This window comes from Gammaproteobacteria bacterium (assembly GCA_028817255.1).
Lineage (GTDB): Bacteria > Pseudomonadota > Gammaproteobacteria > Porifericomitales > Porifericomitaceae > Porifericomes > Porifericomes azotivorans.
Map to the genome: position 1 here is coordinate 46,417 of JAPPQA010000027.1, position 14,593 is coordinate 61,009.

Genomic DNA, 14,593 nt, shown 5'->3' on the forward strand with positions numbered 1-14,593 from the left:
ATTGTGTAGGCAACGGAAGGGTGGGGCGACTAACAGCCGAACCTTGAACGCTGTGCAGATGCGGCCGGCCCGCACGCGGGTACAAACCCAGGCGCAGGCTATGCTCGAATGCGCCTCAGCGATTCCTGGCGCGCATGGTCTCGATTTGGAAATAGGCCTTGTACAGATGGCTGGCGAAGCGATAGAACCCGCGCCCTCGTTCCCTGCTCGGCACTACGGCCCCCAGCTTGCGCATCCGGTTGAGAAAGTTGTCCAGCCCCTTGCGCTCGGCAACACTCAGCGTCTCTACCTCCTGCAACTCCTTTCTGGAAAACTCGACTCCGACAATATCGTCATGCGCGGTGAGCTTTTTCAGGATGGAACGGTACCTTCTGCTCTGTAGTTCCCGAACGAGTTCGCTTTTCAGGAAACGACGCTTCACGGCATCGCCCGCCTCGACAATGCCATGGAACATCTCTTCAGGCGTTACCTTCTTGTTCTTTGCCTGCCGCCATACTGCATCGCCGATCTCATGCGCAAGCAATGGCAGGCCGCCGCAATAACGGGCGATCGGCTTGATACCGTTGTTGCTTAGCACGACATTGCGCCGTTTCAGGACAGTCCTGAAGAACGCCGCGCTCTCCGATAACGTCCACGGCTGCAGACGCACCGTCGGCAGCAAAGCCTGCTTCTTTGCCCGCTTCCCGGGGACATTGTTGGCTGTCGCGCTCTCCATCGCATCGTAGAGACAAGTCTCCGTACAGACGAAGAGCAGGCAAACGGGGAGATGCGCCGCGCCATTGGCCGCGTCTCCCGCCAAGCGCATCAGCCAATCCGCAAATTCGGGGTCGGCGGCCAGGTCTTCGATGTCATCCAGGATCAACAGCAATACTTTTCTGTCGCTCTTGCCGCTTCCCGCCCTGTTGACGAGTTGCGCCATGATATCGGCGAAATCGCGCAACGCCGCTGCCTGTTCTTTGTCCGCCAGCCGCAACCGTATCCCGGCGCCGTAAGGGCCGCTGTTCTCGATGCGCCCGTTGTCAAAGGCCCGCCACAGGCTCCTGCCCCAGGATTTATTCTCGTTGTCTTTCAGCAGTTGCGACAGGGCCTCGGCCGGCAGTTCCTGTATTCTCTGTGCGCTCCCGAGGCGCACGTGCGCCCGGACGGCCTTCTCGTTGCGCTCCGCGAGCAGGCCGACCAGTGCGGCCAGCGAGCTCTTGCCAACGCCGTGCTCGCCGGCGATCCAGCCGACCTGCAGTTTTCCTCGCCGCGCCTTGCGCACCATGGCGAGTAGTTTTGCAATCGGCCGCTCGCGGCCAATGAACGTCTCGGCAGGCGCCAGTCGGTTGGGTGCGAAAGGGCTATTTCCTGGATTCATGGCAAAGCTTCCAATTTGAACAAAGGCTTAACTATAACAGAAATCGGCGCCCTTGCGGTAGCCGTAGTCTTTGCCAATGACACGATGCCGGCGCGAGCCGGAACGGGGGCGGCGATTTCAATGTGAAATGAATTCCAAAAAAGCCGAGGTTGGCAATTTCTCAGCGCCAAGTCGCCGCGCCATTTCCGCTGTCGGCGGGGCCGGATTAAGGCGCCTTTGCGGCAGCGCCATCGGTGCCGGCCCAGCCTCGCCGGTAGCCGGCCAGCAATTCAGCGCGGTTGCTGAACAACCAGTCCGTCTCAAGTTGCCACTCCCGTTTGAAGCCGTTCTCCGAATCCACGAAGCCGGCGCCCACTTTAATGCCCTGCCGCCGCAGGCGCAGGCGCAGGCGGCGCCCCAGCAGTAAAAAATGCCCGGCCATCCCACCGTAGCCGTGCGCCAAAACCTGGCGTGCGATATAGCGAGTGTTCGTCTCGGCAACCAGCACCTTGCATTGCCGGGGCCAACAGCGCAACTGCGCCATCGTCTCCGGGTGCAATGCCAACAGGTGGAAGTCCCGCTCCGGCACCAATCCCTGCAGGATTTTCCGCAGCTTGGCGTTGTAGCGCGGTTCGTAGGTCTGCCGCTTGACTTCGATCATAAAGTGCAGCCCTTCCCGGAAAGCGCCCAGGACCTCTTCCAGAAACGGCACTTCCGGACAGCGCTGCCGCATCTCGGCCCGGCTCAGTTCTGCCGGGCGCAGGGATGCATCGCCCCAGATCCGTCCTCCGTCAGCGTCGTGCAACACAACCGGGCAGCCGTCCCGGGTGAATTGCAGGTCCAGTTCTATTGCCCATACTCCGGCCTGCAGAGCACACTGAAACGCCTCCATGCTGTTCTCTTTGATTTTGCGGTTGCCGTCGTGGCAACCCCGGTGCGCTACCAACTTGCAGACCCCTTGCAAAGGCGCTACGCCCCGTCGCCTGGGGATCCGGGCATATGTCTCGGCGAGTAACCGTTCCAGCGCGTCCTGTATCGCCATTTGCTCATCATCCTCTATGATGCGAAGCGAGTCCAATCGGATCGCTTGCATCGCAATGTGCCGGAGTAAGCGGTTGCTGCTGCATTTCTGTTGCCGTGTTGGCCTGGGCGCCGTTTGCTGCGTTGTTTATGGAGGCTGCCTGGGGCGCCTGCGCCAGGGAGTCGGGTCGGGAAGAGCCTGCCATGGACCCGTCGGATTTTTGACAAGAAACCGGGACAAAGGTAGCATCGGTACGGATGTGGCTCAGGTTGTCGGCGCTCGGCGCTTGCGTATGCGCCTGTCGCAGCCTTGCCGACATGGGGCACGGCGCGGAATCTTTTGGAATCGCCGCCATGGGCGGCGCTTTGCTGTGCAGCTGCCCTGGCACTGGAGGCCGCATCCCGAGTACAAGAGGGGAACTGAACGCATGGCCGTACAGAAAAGTCGCAAATCCAATTCGCGTCGGGGCATGAGGCGCTCGCACAACGCCCTGAAGGCGCCGACGCTAACGACGGATGCGCAAAGCGGAGAAGTGCGCCTGCGCCACCATGTCGGCCCGCAGGGCAGCTACCGGGGGCGCCAGCTGCAATTGACGCGCAAGCGCAAGGACAAAGCGGAAGCGGAAGCGGAGGACACGGCGCAGGAGTGACCGCCTCGCATACGACAGGGGCGGCGCCGGGCGCCGCGCCGGTAGCGGAGAGAGCTGTATCCCCAGGCGCGCCCCCGGGATCGATCTGTATTTCGCTGGACGCCATGGGAGGAGATCACGCCCCCGCCGAAATCGTGCCGGCGGCCCTGCAGGCCTTGCGGAGACACCCGGAACTGCAATTGGTTTTGGTCGGGGTCGAGTCGGAGTTGCGGGAATTGCTGGGCCGGCACTCTGACTTTGGCGGGCGCCTCCGGCTCTTGCATGCCGCGGACCGGGTCGAGATGCAAGACCCTCCGTTACTGGCCCTGCGCAAGAAAAGGGACTCCTCCATGCGCATCGCCTTGCAATTAGTGCGTGACGGCGTCGCCGTCGCTTGCGTCAGCGCAGGCAACACCGGGGCGTTGGTGGCGCTGGCCTGCCGGTTGCTCAAGACTCTGCCCGGCATAGACCGCCCGGCGATCTGCGCCAGTCTGCCGGGTCCGCACAGCGATACCCAAATACTTGACTTAGGCGCCAATGTAGCCGTCAGTTCCGCACAACTTCTGCAATTTGCGTTGATGGGGGCGGAACTGGTCAGCGCCCTGCGGGGGGAATCGCGGCCGCGGGTCGCGTTGCTCAACATTGGCACGGAGGAGACCAAGGGCGGAGACCGCTTGCGCCAGGCCGCGGCGCTGTTGCAGGACAGCAACTTGAATTATGTCGGCTTCGCGGAGGGCGATGCCCTCTATAGCAGCGAGGTGGACGTGCTGGTCTGCGACGGGTTCAGCGGCAATGTAGCGCTCAAAGCCAGCGAGGGCGTGGTGCGCTTGCTGCGCGCCTGGGCCAGGGAGGCATTTTATGGCTCGCTGTACGGGCGGCTGGCAGGGGCGGTGGCTTGGCCAGTGCTTCGGCAACTGCGGCGGCGCTTCGACCCGGACCGCTATAACGGCGCTCGCTTGCTGGGGCTGCGCGGCATCGTGATCAAAAGCCATGGCAGCGCCAACCGCCGTTCCTTTGGCCATGCCATAGACGAGGCGGTTGCGGAAGTGGCGCGCGACATCCCGGCACGAATTCGCAGCCGCCTGGAGCGGGTGCCGCGGGCGGCGCTCCCGGAGACCGCCCCTTGAGCCTTTACTCCCGAATTGTGGGAACCGGCGGCTGCCTGCCGGCTCGGGTCATGACCAATGCCGAACTGGAGAGTATGCTGGACACTTCCGATACCTGGATCCGCGAGCGCACGGGCATCCGCCAGCGGCATATCGCTGGGGAAAAGGAAACGACCTGCGACCTCGCCGAGGCGGCGGCGCGGGAGGCGTTGGCGGCGGCGGGGGTGAAGGCGCAGGAGATTGACTTGGTGCTAATCGCCACCGCTACCTCCGAGCGGGCCTTTCCCAGCACTGCCTGCCTGCTACAGGACCGGCTCGGCATTCGGGGCGCTCCGGCCTTCGATCTGCAAGCCGTGTGCAGCGGTTTTGTCTATGCCCTGACGGTAGCCGACAAATTCATCCGGGCGGGGGACTGCCGTACAGCCCTGGTGGCAGGGGCCGAGATCTTCTCGCGCTTGGTGGACTGGAGCGACCGTAGCACGTGTCCTCTGTTCGGAGACGGCGCCGGTGCGGTCGTATTGCGCGCCGACACGCAGGCGGGAATCTTTTACAGCCGCCTTTATGCCGACGGGAGCTACCATCGCCTGCTGTACGCCTCCGGCAACGGCTGCTCGAACGGCAACGAAAAGAGGCACATCCGCATGCAGGGCAGCGAAGTGTTCAAACTGGCGGTCAAGACGATGAGCCAGTCCTTGTTGGAGGCTCTGCGCGAGGGCGGCCTGGACAAGGGAGAGCTGGACTGGCTGGTGCCGCACCAGGCAAACCGCCGCATCCTGCAGGCTGTCGCGCAGCGGATCGGCCTGGCCGACGAGCGGGTGATCAGCACGATCGAACGCCACGGGAATACTTCTGCCGCCTCGGTACCTCTGGCACTGGACAACGCCGTGCGCGGGGGACGCATCCGGGTCGGCGATCGCGTCGCCCTCAATGCCTTTGGCAGCGGCTTTACCTGGGGCTCCGTGTTGTTGCGCTACTGAGCCGCCATGAACTTTGCCCCGTGAGTCTCGCTGTTGTTTTCCCAGGCCAGGGTTCGCAATCGGTGGGGATGCTGGCAGCCCTGGCCCGCCGTTACCCGTCGGTGCTGGAAACCTTTGCCGAAGCCAGTGCCCGCACCGGTTTGGACCTGTGGCGCCTGGCGCAACAGGGGCCTGAGGAGGAACTCAATATCACCACGCACACCCAGCCGGCCCTGTTGGCCGGCGGCGTGGCCGTCTGGCGCTGTTGGCAGGAGCGCGGGGGGGCGCCCCCCGCCTACCTGGCCGGCCATAGTCTGGGGGAGTACACGGCCCTGGTCTGCGCCGGGGCGCTGTCCTTTTCGGACGCGGCGGCCCTCGTGGCCGAGCGGGCGCGCCTGATGCAAGAGGCAGTGCCGGCGGGCGCCGGCGCCATGACGGCGATTTTGGGCTTGCCAGAAGAGCGGATAGAAGAGATCTGCCGCCGGCCGGGCTTTCGGGATGTCGTGGCGCCGGCCAATTACAACGCGCCCGGACAGGTCGTGCTTTCCGGACAGGCCGAGTCCGTGGCGGAGGCCGCCGCCGCCGCCCGTGAGGTCGGCGCCCGGCGCACCCTGCGCCTGCCGGTGGGCGTTCCTTCGCATTGCCCGCTAATGCGGCCGGCGGCGGCCCGCCTTGCCCGCGTCTTGGAGGCGCAATCGTGGCTTCCGCCGCGGATCCCCGTGCTTCATAACGTGGACGCCGGGATCTGCGCCGACCCCGCCGCGTTGCCGGAGGCGTTAAGTAGCCAGCTGTACCTGCCGGTGCGCTGGACGGAGACGGTGCAACGGTTGGTGCGGCAGGGGGTGCAACGGGTACTGGAGTTCGGCCCGGGACGGGTGTTGGCCGGGCTATGCCGGCGAATTGACCGCCGTCTGGAAGTATTGTCGGTAGAGGACCCGGATTCTCTGGAGCGGGCCCTGGAGGCGGCGGGCGCATGAGCGGCGAGCAGTCGCTGGAGGGCAGGGTGGCCCTGGTGACCGGCGCGAGCCGGGGGATCGGCGCAGCAATTGCCGATGTCCTGGGACAGCGAGGGGCCCGGGTACTGGGCACGGCGACCAGCGCGGACGGAGTCGCGGCCATTCGCAAGCGCCTCCGGCAACGGAGTATCGCAGGCGACGCCCTGCTGTTGGATCTGGCCGAAGACGCATCGCTGGCCGAGTTCGGGCAGACCCTGGCCCGGCTGGAGCCTGCCCCCGCCATCCTGGTCAACAATGCCGGCATCGTCCGCGACGGCCTGTTGCCGCGTTTGCAAGAAGAAAATTGGGAACGGGTGATCCGCGTCAACCTGGGCGGGGCGTACCGCCTCTGCCGCCTGTGCCTGCGCAGCATGCTGCGGGCTCGTTATGGCCGCATCGTCAACATCTCCTCGGTGGTCGCCCATACCGGCAACCCGGGGCAAACCAATTACGTGGCGGCAAAAGCGGGTATAATCGGGTTCACGCGCTCGCTGGCGCGCGAAGTGGCCGGACGCGGGATCACTGTCAATGCCGTAGCCCCCGGTCTGATTCGCAGCGATATGACAGCGGCTCTGACCGAAGAACGGCAAACACAGAGCCTGCGTCAGATCCCCATGGGCCGCTGGGGGGAACCGGAGGAGGTCGCAGTTGCAGTCGCCTTTCTGGTTTCTGCGGACGCGGCCTACATCACCGGCGAAACGATGAACGTGAATGGTGGAATGTCCATGAATTAGTGGGTTGAAGTGATACTTGTATCCAATTGATATTAATAAACTTTTTCATTCCAGGGGGAGCGGATTCCATCGCGATGCCAAAAATAGCGGGCGCCTTTGCCCGCAAAGGCTTGCATGGCGTTAGCGATCCCGTACACTTAGCGCACCGGATCGCACACAAACGGGGAGGTGGCATCTCATGAGCGGCGACATTGCGGAAAAGGTAAAGAAAATCATCGTGGAACAACTCGAGGTCAAACCGGAAGAGGTGACGCCCGAGGCCTGTTTCGACGATGACCTGGGGGCCGATTCCCTGTCCCAGACGGAATTGGTGATGGCCTTGGAAGACGAGTTCAAGATCGATATCCCGGACGAGGAGGCCGACAAAATACGCACCGTACAGCAAGCCATAGACTACATCCGCGAGCATGGGGGCCAGGACGCGGACGACAAGGATTAAGTCCGGGATGCGACAGGCAGAGATGGCGGCGTCCAGGCGGGCAGGGCGCCGATTTGCCAAGCGGCGATCATGAGCGGGCGGCGGCGGGTCGCGATCACCGGTTTAGGGGCGATTAGCCCCTTCGGCAATAGCGTAGCCGAGACCTGGGAGGGAGTGCGCGAGGGGCGCAGTTGCATTCGGCCGCTGGCGAATTTCGATGCCTCGGGGCTGACGGTGCGTTTCGGCGGCGAAGTGCGCGACTTCGACATTGGCGATCACCTTCCACGACGGCAGGCACGGGGGCTTTCCCTCTTCGCGCAATACGGGTTGGCAGCTGGAGTCCAGGCGGCGGCCGACGCCGGTCTGCGGATTGCCGAATCCGAGTCGCACCGGGTCGGAGTGGCCATTGGCTCCGGAATCGGCGGTTTGGAGAACATCGAGAAGACGGTGGCGCGCTACCTGGAGGCCGGACAGCGCAAGATCTCTCCCTATTACGTCCCCGGCAACATTATCAACATGGTTTCCGGCTCTCTGGCCATATTTCTGGGCGCCCGCGGGTCGAATTTCTCCTTGGTCAGCGCCTGCGCCACGGGGGCGCACAACATCGGCATATCCGCCCGCTTGATCCAGTCCGGAGAGGCGGACGCGATGCTGGCGGGGGGGTGCGAGATGGCCACTTGTCCCACCGGAGTCGGCGGTTTTGCCTCGGCCCGGGCCTTGTCCACCCGCAACGACGCGCCGGCGGCGGCGAGCCGCCCCTGGGATCGAGACCGGGACGGCTTCGTCATCGGCGACGGGGCCGGGGTAGTAGTGCTTGAAGAATACCAGCGCGCCCGGCGGCGGGGCGCAAACATCTACGCCGAACTGGCTGGCTACGGAACCAGCGCCGATGCCTACCACATGACCTCCCCCCTCCCGGACGGCGCCGGTATGTTCCATTGCATGCGCCAGGCTCTGGAGGACGCTGGCCTGGCCCCGGAGCGGGTCGGCTACATCAATGCGCACGCCACCTCCACGTCCCTGGGCGACCCCATCGAAAGCAAGGCAATCGAACGGCTGTTTGGCGACCATGCCTTCCGGCTAGCGGTCAGTTCGACCAAGTCCATGACCGGCCATATGCTGGGCGCAGCAGGCGGGATAGAGTCTATCGTCTCCGTGTTGGCCCTGCAGCAGGGGGTGGTGCCGCCTACCATCAACCTTGAGAACGCAGCCCCGGATTGCCGGTTGGACTACGTGCCCGGCGCGGCTCGCAAACTGAAATACGATGTCGCCATGTCGAATTCCTTCGGCTTTGGCGGCACCAATGTAAGCCTGGTCTTCCGGCGCCCGCACTGAGAACTGCGGCAAGGGCGGTGCGCACGGTACCGGCAGCGGTCCTGGTGGACGGCGAGCCCGGCGCCCCGGATGCCCGGGATCGCGGCCTGCACTACGGCGATGGCCTGTTCGAGACCTTCGCGGTGCGCGCCGGCAAGCCGCTGTGCTGGGAACGGCATATGCGGCGGTTGGCGCGGGGCGGGCGCCGCCTGCGTCTGGCCGTACCGGACGCGGAACTGCTGTGGCGGGAGGCATCGCGCCTGTGCGCCGGCGCGGAGCGCGCCGTGCTCAAATTGATTCTGACCCGAGGGGCGGGACAGCGAGGATACCGTCCTCCCGCGGCGGCGCGGCCCTGCCGCATCATGCTCTGCTATCCCTGGCGCGCGCCGCCGCGGGAGCACTTGGCATCGGGGATCGCGGCGCGTGTCTGCGAGACCCGCTTGGCTGCGCAACCGCGCACCGCCGGGCTCAAGCACCTGAACCGCCTGGAACAGGTGCTGGCGCAACAGGAATGGGACGATCCGCGGGTCCCCGAGGGAATCATGCTGGATAGCCGCGGCCGGCCCGTGGCGGGCACCATGAGCAATTTGTTCGCGATCCGCGGCAACCTGCTGCTGACCCCGGATTTGGCTCTCCATGGGGTGGCCGGCATCGTCCGCGAGATGCTCCTGGAACTGGCGCCCGGTTGCGGTTTGCAACCGCGGGTCGGTGCGTTGCAACTGCAGGAATTGCAAGCCGCGGAAGAGTCCTTTGTGTGCAACTCCCTGTTCGGCCTGTGGCCACTGCGTTGCATTGACGGCCATCCTGTCCCTCTGGGCCCGGCGGTCCGCCGGTTGCGCGGCGAGCTCCTGGCAAAAAATGCGATAATGCCGCAATGATGCAGAGATGCATTGCCCTATTCGGCCTTGCCATACTGGTGGGACTGCCCATCGCCGTCCTCTGGCTGCAACAGGCGATCCGGGAGGAAATGACTACCCCCAATACGTTGGAGGCGCCTGTGCAGTACACGGTGGCGCCAGGGAGCGGGTTGCGGCAAGTGGCGCAGGACCTGCACGGGAACGGATTGCTGCGCCATCCTCGCTACTGGACCCTGGCCGTGCTTTGGCGCCGGCAGCAGGAGCAGTTGCAGGCCGGAGAGTACCGTTTCCTGCCGGCGGCCACACCCGCCGAGGTGCTGGAGCAGCTAGTGCGCGGTCGCGTAATGCTGCATACGGTCACCATCCCGGAGAGCTGGACCTTCCGGCGCATGATGCAGGAATTGCGGCGTCATCCGTCGTTGCGCCAGACCCTGGCCGGGAGCAGCGAAGCGGAGATCATGGCGGCCCTGGGTACGCCTGAGCGGGCACCGGAAGGCATGTTTTTCCCGGACACTTACCATTTTCCCAAAGGCACTTCCGAACTCAGCATCCTGCGCCTGGCGCACCGGAAAATGCAGCAGGTGTTGGCCGAAGAATGGGAGCAGCGGGCGCCGGGACTGCCCTACGCATCCGCCTACGAGGCTTTGATCCTTGCCTCGGTCATTGACAAGGAAACCGGGCTTGCCAGCGAGCGCGCGCGCATCGCCGGGGTATTCGTCCGCCGCCTGCAGCGCGGCATGCGCCTGCAGGCGGATCCCACTGTCATCTACGCTTTGGGCGAAGACTTCCAGCCGCCGCTGCGCCGCGCCGCCCTGAAGATTGACACGCCTTTCAACACCTACCGGCACTCGGGATTGCCCCCCACTCCGATTTCGCTGCCTTCCCGTGCCGCCATCCACGCCGCTCTGCACCCGGAAGAGGGAGAGGCGCTGTACTTCGTCGCCAACGGCGACGGCGGCCACCATTTTTCCGCGACCCTGCGGGAGCACAATCGCATCCGGCAGCTCCTGCGCCGGCAGCGGCCGTGAGCGGGCGCGGGCGCTTCATCGTCCTGGAAGGCATAGACGGGGCGGGGAAGAGCACGAACATTTCCTTTATTGCCGACTGGCTAACGGCGCGGGGACATGCGGTAACGACCGCCCGTGAACCAGGCGGCCCGCCTATCGCAGAGCGTATTCGCGAGCTGCTGTTACGCCCGGAAAATCACGAGATGCAACCGGAGACCGAGTTATTGTTGCTGTTCGCCGCCCGCGTCCAGCACCTGCGACAGCGCATCCAACCGGCGCTGCAGGACGGCCGCACCGTGCTGTGCGAACGCTTTACCGCCTCTACCTACGCCTACCAAGGGGGCGGCCGCGGTTTGGCGCCGGAGCTAATCGCCTGCCTCGAAAAGCACCTGCTTGATTCCTGGCGGCCAGACTTGACCCTGTTGCTGGATCTGCCGCCGGAAGACGCCCGCCGTCGGCGCCGGGGCCGGGACCGCTACCATGACGAGCCCGACGGCTTCCTGCGGCGTGTTCGGGAGTGCTACCTGCGGCGTGCCGCCGAGGCGCCGGGCGTCTGCCGTGTGGACGCCACGCTGCCGCTGGCCGAGGTGCAGAAAGCTATCGTCAGGATACTGGAGCGCAGCCTGTGAACGGGGCCGTGGAGGCCGTCGCGGACCAAGCCCTTGCCAGCGGGAACATTGATGGCGACGGCATCTACCCCTGGCATCGGGCGTCCTGGCAACGGCTGAGCGAGGCCTGGCGCCAGCAGCGCTTGCCGCATGCCTTGCTGTTGGCGGGACCGCCCCAGGCCGGCATAGAGCGCTTTGCCGATTGTCTGGAGCGATTGCTGCTTGGCGCTCAATTGGGACCGGGGGGCGAATTACTGCCGAATCCGCGCGGGTTGCGATTGCTGGCCGCCGGCAATCACCTGGACTTGCTGCATGTGGTCCCGGAACAGGAGGGGGGAACGATTCGCGTGGCGCAGATCCGCGAGGCCTGCGAATGGCTGCGTTTAAGCAGCCCTGACGGCGGCCCCCGCGTACTGCGCATTGCCCCGGCCGATGCGATGCACCGTAGCGCCTGCAATTCCCTGCTGAAAACCCTGGAAGAACCATCTCCCGGCGCCTTTCTCCTGCTGCTCTGTCATCGTTCCTCTATCCTGCCCGCCACCTTGCGCAGCCGTTGCCGGCATTGCAACCTTGCTGTCCGCACACCGGAGACGGCGGTAGCCTGGTTGCGGGAGCAAGGGCCGGGGCCGGATGGCAAGCTGCGCCCGCACTGGGACGCCTTGCTGGCAGCGCAACAAGGGCCGTTGGCGGTGGCGACGGAGCGGGCGGGGGCCTTTGCCGCCCTGTTGCCGCCGCGGGGGCGACTATTGCCCAGCTTGGCTGACGCATGGTTGGAGGCGGGGGCGGCGCGCGCATTGCTCTGGTTCCGCGGCGGGTTGCTGCTCGCGATTCGCCACCGGCTGGGAGATGCGGAGCGGGGGCCGCTGGCGGCGGCATTCGCGGGCCTGGAACTTTGTTCCCTGCTCCGACTTTATGATAAGGTAGTGCGCAATGAGGCTTCGCTCTCGGCAGTCGGCGGTTTGCAGGAGCGCTCCGTGCTGGAAGAGGTACTGCTATTTTGGCGCGCCTTGGCTTGCGCAGGGCAGACCGGAACAAGAGAAGGATAGGACCGACAACGACCATGGATAACCGAATTTCGCTCACTATCCGCGACAAGAACGCGCTGTATGCCTCTTATATGCCTTTCGTTAAGAATGGCGGCCTGTTTATCCCCACGAATAAGCAATATGAATTGCGGCAGGAAATCTTCATCCTGCTGACCCTGCAACTCCCGGAACTTCGGGAGACTTTGCCCATTGCAGGTCAAGTGGTCTGGATCTCCCCGGCGGGGCAGAGCGGACGCCGTCCAGGCATCGGCGTACAGTTCAGCGACCTCGACCGCGGCGCCACCAAGAACAAGATCGAGGGACAGCTGGCCGGCGCTCTGGAATCCGATCGACCCACCCAGACCATGTAAACAGGAGGCGCCGCGGCTGCGGAGGGCTTTGCGCCTTCCGCGCTTCCCGCCCCGGGCACGCTCCATCGTCCTCACGGTTACCGCTCCGATTCCGTCATGACACTGGCCGACTCGCACTGCCATCTGCCCTTGTTGCCGCAACCGGCATCGGAGGCGCTGTCTCGCGCCCGGAAAGCGGGGGTGGGGCACTTTCTTTGCGTCTCGGTGGCGTGGGATGACTACCCCGCAATCCTGCGCCTCTGCGAACACCACCCCGATGTCGCCGGCAGCGTTGGCGTCCATCCCAACGAGGAGGACGCCGGCGAACTCTCCAGCGAACTGCTGGCCGAGCGGGCGACCGCCCCGGGGATTGCGGCTATAGGCGAAACCGGCCTGGACTATTATCGCGGCGACGGGAGCCGGGAGCGGCAACAGGAGCGCTTCCGGCAGCATATTCGCGCCGCCCGCCTGGCTCGCCGTCCGCTCATCATCCATTGCCGGGAGGCCTGGGAAGATACCTTGTCAATCCTGAGCCGGGAGGGGGCAGAAGAGACCGGCGGCGTGATGCACTGCTTCACGGGGGGCTGGGAAGAGGCGCGGCGCTCCATGCAACTGAACTTCGCTATTTCTTTCTCCGGCATCCTCACCTTCAAGAATGCCGGCCCGTTGCGCGAAGTGGCGCGCCGCATCCCCGACGAGCGGCTTCTGCTCGAGACCGACGCTCCTTACCTGGCTCCCGTGCCACATCGCGGCAAGGCCAACGAACCGGCCTTGCTGCCGCACACGGCCGAGTGTCTGGCGCAGCTTCGGGGCGAGTCACCGGAAGAGTTGGCCCATAAGACCACGACCAACTACCTGGCTCTGTTTTCGCCGGGCGGCGCCGGGATGCAGGAAGAGCGCCCCGGCCGTTCCCGGTTGCCGCGCGCGCAATAGCGCCAGTTGCGTAGCGCCGCTTTCTACCGTTCTCTAGACCTCTCTCTGGGCCGTTCTCTGGCCTTCTTCACGCGGCAATCCAAGGCCAGGGAACTACAGCAGGGCCTCCAAATGCCGCAATGCGGCTGCCAGTTGCTCTTCCCCCTGGTAGCAATGCGGAGAGAAACGCAGTCCGCCATGGCGAGAGGCGCAGAAGACGCCCCGGCGACGCAGATCGGCGCACAATCGCTCCGGGGTGGCGCCCCGGGCGCGAAAGCTTACGATCCCTGCGCGACGTAGTTCGCCTACCGGTTCAAGGAGGCTCAGCTCATCATTTTCTTTAATATAATTAAAAAGATATAAAGTATTCCTATGAATTTGATTTGATACGGCCTCCAGCCCGATCTCCAGCAATAGAGACAGACTGGCCGACAGGGCATGGATCCCCAGCATATTCGGACTGCCGCATTCGAAGCGCCGGGCATCGTCGGCAGGGCGCCAGTCGCGGCGTTCGAAATCGCCGGCGTCCTGCACCATACGCCAGCCGTATTCGCTCAGGGCCAATTCTTCCCGGCGTTCGGCCGCGCAATAAAACAGCGCCACGCCTTCCGGCCCCAGCATCCACTTATGGCCGTCGGCGGCCACGTAGTCGGCACCGATTTCCTGCACGTCGAAGGGCAGGGCGCCGAGGTGTTGGATGGCATCCACACAGAACCGGATGCCGCGCTCGCGGCAGGCATCCCCCAGAATCTTCAGGTTCAGCCGCCGCCCATTGCCGTATTGTACCGAGCTCACAGTCATGAGCCGGGTGCGTTCGTCACAGGCTGCCAGCAATGCCAGTTCTTCGGAGGAAGCGCCGCATTGCGGCCAGTCCACCTGCCGCAATTCGACCCCGCGCCCTTGCAATGCCTCCCAGGGGATACGGTTGGAAGGAAACTCGTCGGCGCAGGTGACGACATTGTCGCCGCGGCGCCAGGGAAGTCCGGCGGCCACGAAGGAAAGGGCCTCGGAGGTGTTTTTCAACAAGGCGATATCCGAGGCCGAGGGGGCATTGAGCAACTGCCGACACTGTTCGCGCAGCCGCCGTTCGCATTGCAGCCAGTCTTCGTAGGCCCATCCCCCGTGGCGCACGTTTTCCTCGGCAAAGCGCTGCACCGCCTGGGCAGCACGGCGCGGCCAGGGGGCGATGCCGGCATGGTTAAGGTATAGCAGGCCGTTTTCCTGAGGAAATTCGGTGGCCAGCAGGGCCCTCGTTTCCGGCGGCATAGATGCCGTGGACGCCATGGCGCGTATTGTAGTCCCGCTCCGGTCGCCGTGCACGGACGC

At 64.8% G+C, this 14,593-nt stretch carries 16 protein-coding genes; 13 read left to right on the plus strand and 3 right to left on the minus strand.

The features are described 5' to 3' along the window. Window positions 1–115: 115 nt before the first annotated feature. Both OXU43_01455 and OXU43_01460 read right to left on the minus strand, forming a co-directional pair. Window positions 116–1,357, minus strand: coding sequence for an ATP-binding protein (locus tag OXU43_01455; protein MDD9823837.1), 1,242 nt, complete (start codon window positions 1,355–1,357; stop codon window positions 116–118). Between the two features lie 205 nt (window positions 1,358–1,562). Beyond that, window positions 1,563–2,378: a glycerophosphodiester phosphodiesterase gene (locus tag OXU43_01460; GenBank protein MDD9823838.1), complete on the minus strand. Its 816-nt coding sequence runs from the start codon at window positions 2,376–2,378 to the stop codon at window positions 1,563–1,565. Window positions 2,379–2,784: 406 nt separating this feature from the next. On the opposite strand from OXU43_01460, the gene rpmF reads away from it, so the two are divergent. From rpmF to OXU43_01525, 13 genes are all read left to right on the plus strand, one after another. After that, window positions 2,785–3,006 (plus strand): 50S ribosomal protein L32, encoded by a 222-nt coding sequence (gene rpmF, locus OXU43_01465; protein ID MDD9823839.1) that lies wholly within the window; start codon window positions 2,785–2,787, stop codon window positions 3,004–3,006. A gap of 83 nt (window positions 3,007–3,089) precedes the next feature. Next, a complete protein-coding gene (plsX, locus tag OXU43_01470; protein MDD9823840.1) occupies window positions 3,090–4,112 on the plus strand; it encodes a phosphate acyltransferase PlsX in 1,023 nt (340 codons plus the stop codon). Next, window positions 4,109–5,068, plus strand: a complete 960-nt coding sequence (locus OXU43_01475; GenBank protein MDD9823841.1) for a ketoacyl-ACP synthase III — start codon at window positions 4,109–4,111, stop codon at window positions 5,066–5,068. The genes plsX and OXU43_01475 overlap by 4 nt, the downstream gene beginning before the upstream one ends. 20 nt (window positions 5,069–5,088) lie before the next feature. Continuing rightward, window positions 5,089–6,024 (plus strand): ACP S-malonyltransferase, encoded by a 936-nt coding sequence (fabD, locus tag OXU43_01480; protein MDD9823842.1) that lies wholly within the window; start codon window positions 5,089–5,091, stop codon window positions 6,022–6,024. Next, window positions 6,021–6,776, plus strand: a complete 756-nt coding sequence (locus tag OXU43_01485) for an SDR family NAD(P)-dependent oxidoreductase (GenBank protein MDD9823843.1) — start codon at window positions 6,021–6,023, stop codon at window positions 6,774–6,776. Before fabD ends, OXU43_01485 begins: the two co-directional genes overlap by 4 nt. 178 nt (window positions 6,777–6,954) lie before the next feature. Further along, window positions 6,955–7,215: an acyl carrier protein gene (gene acpP / locus OXU43_01490; protein ID MDD9823844.1), complete on the plus strand. Its 261-nt coding sequence runs from the start codon at window positions 6,955–6,957 to the stop codon at window positions 7,213–7,215. Between the two features lie 69 nt (window positions 7,216–7,284). After that, window positions 7,285–8,529, plus strand: a complete 1,245-nt coding sequence (gene fabF / locus OXU43_01495) for a beta-ketoacyl-ACP synthase II (GenBank protein ID MDD9823845.1) — start codon at window positions 7,285–7,287, stop codon at window positions 8,527–8,529. 17 nt (window positions 8,530–8,546) lie between these two features. Then, complete coding sequence (pabC, locus tag OXU43_01500; protein MDD9823846.1) at window positions 8,547–9,386, plus strand: aminodeoxychorismate lyase; 840 nt, start codon at window positions 8,547–8,549, stop codon at window positions 9,384–9,386. Then, a complete protein-coding gene (gene mltG, locus OXU43_01505) occupies window positions 9,383–10,393 on the plus strand; it encodes an endolytic transglycosylase MltG (protein MDD9823847.1) in 1,011 nt (336 codons plus the stop codon). The genes pabC and mltG overlap by 4 nt, the downstream gene beginning before the upstream one ends. Further along, window positions 10,390–11,001, plus strand: a complete 612-nt coding sequence (tmk, locus tag OXU43_01510; protein MDD9823848.1) for a dTMP kinase — start codon at window positions 10,390–10,392, stop codon at window positions 10,999–11,001. Before mltG ends, tmk begins: the two co-directional genes overlap by 4 nt. Continuing rightward, window positions 10,998–12,026, plus strand: coding sequence for a hypothetical protein (locus OXU43_01515; GenBank protein ID MDD9823849.1), 1,029 nt, complete (start codon window positions 10,998–11,000; stop codon window positions 12,024–12,026). Before tmk ends, OXU43_01515 begins: the two co-directional genes overlap by 4 nt. Window positions 12,027–12,040: 14 nt before the next feature. Continuing rightward, the gene (locus OXU43_01520; GenBank protein ID MDD9823850.1) at window positions 12,041–12,376 is read left to right on the plus strand and encodes a PilZ domain-containing protein; all 336 of its coding nucleotides are present in this window, start codon (window positions 12,041–12,043) and stop codon (window positions 12,374–12,376) included. A 96-nt stretch (window positions 12,377–12,472) separates the two neighbouring features. Then, entirely contained in the window at window positions 12,473–13,288 is an 816-nt protein-coding gene (locus tag OXU43_01525) for a TatD family hydrolase (protein ID MDD9823851.1), read from the plus strand. Between the two features lie 93 nt (window positions 13,289–13,381). Here the strand turns inward: OXU43_01525 and OXU43_01530 are convergent, their stop codons facing one another. Next, window positions 13,382–14,551, minus strand: coding sequence for an aminotransferase class V-fold PLP-dependent enzyme (locus tag OXU43_01530; protein ID MDD9823852.1), 1,170 nt, complete (start codon window positions 14,549–14,551; stop codon window positions 13,382–13,384). Window positions 14,552–14,593 lie beyond the last annotated feature (42 nt).

Bases quoted from the DNA above. Each gene is read 5' to 3' on its own strand.
- OXU43_01455 (MDD9823837.1), bottom strand. From the start codon at position 1,357: ATGAATCCAGGAAATAGCCCTTTCGCACCCAACCGACTGGCGCCTGCC.
- OXU43_01460 (MDD9823838.1), bottom strand. From the start codon at position 2,378: ATGGCGATACAGGACGCGCTGGAACGGTTACTCGCCGAGACATATGCC.
- rpmF (MDD9823839.1), top strand. From the start codon at position 2,785: ATGGCCGTACAGAAAAGTCGCAAATCCAATTCGCGTCGGGGCATGAGG.
- OXU43_01485 (MDD9823843.1), top strand. From the start codon at position 6,021: ATGAGCGGCGAGCAGTCGCTGGAGGGCAGGGTGGCCCTGGTGACCGGC.
- acpP (MDD9823844.1), top strand. From the start codon at position 6,955: ATGAGCGGCGACATTGCGGAAAAGGTAAAGAAAATCATCGTGGAACAA.
- fabF (MDD9823845.1), top strand. From the start codon at position 7,285: ATGAGCGGGCGGCGGCGGGTCGCGATCACCGGTTTAGGGGCGATTAGC.
- mltG (MDD9823847.1), top strand. From the start codon at position 9,383: ATGATGCAGAGATGCATTGCCCTATTCGGCCTTGCCATACTGGTGGGA.
- OXU43_01520 (MDD9823850.1), top strand. From the start codon at position 12,041: ATGGATAACCGAATTTCGCTCACTATCCGCGACAAGAACGCGCTGTAT.
- OXU43_01525 (MDD9823851.1), top strand. From the start codon at position 12,473: ATGACACTGGCCGACTCGCACTGCCATCTGCCCTTGTTGCCGCAACCG.
- OXU43_01530 (MDD9823852.1), bottom strand. From the start codon at position 14,551: ATGGCGTCCACGGCATCTATGCCGCCGGAAACGAGGGCCCTGCTGGCC.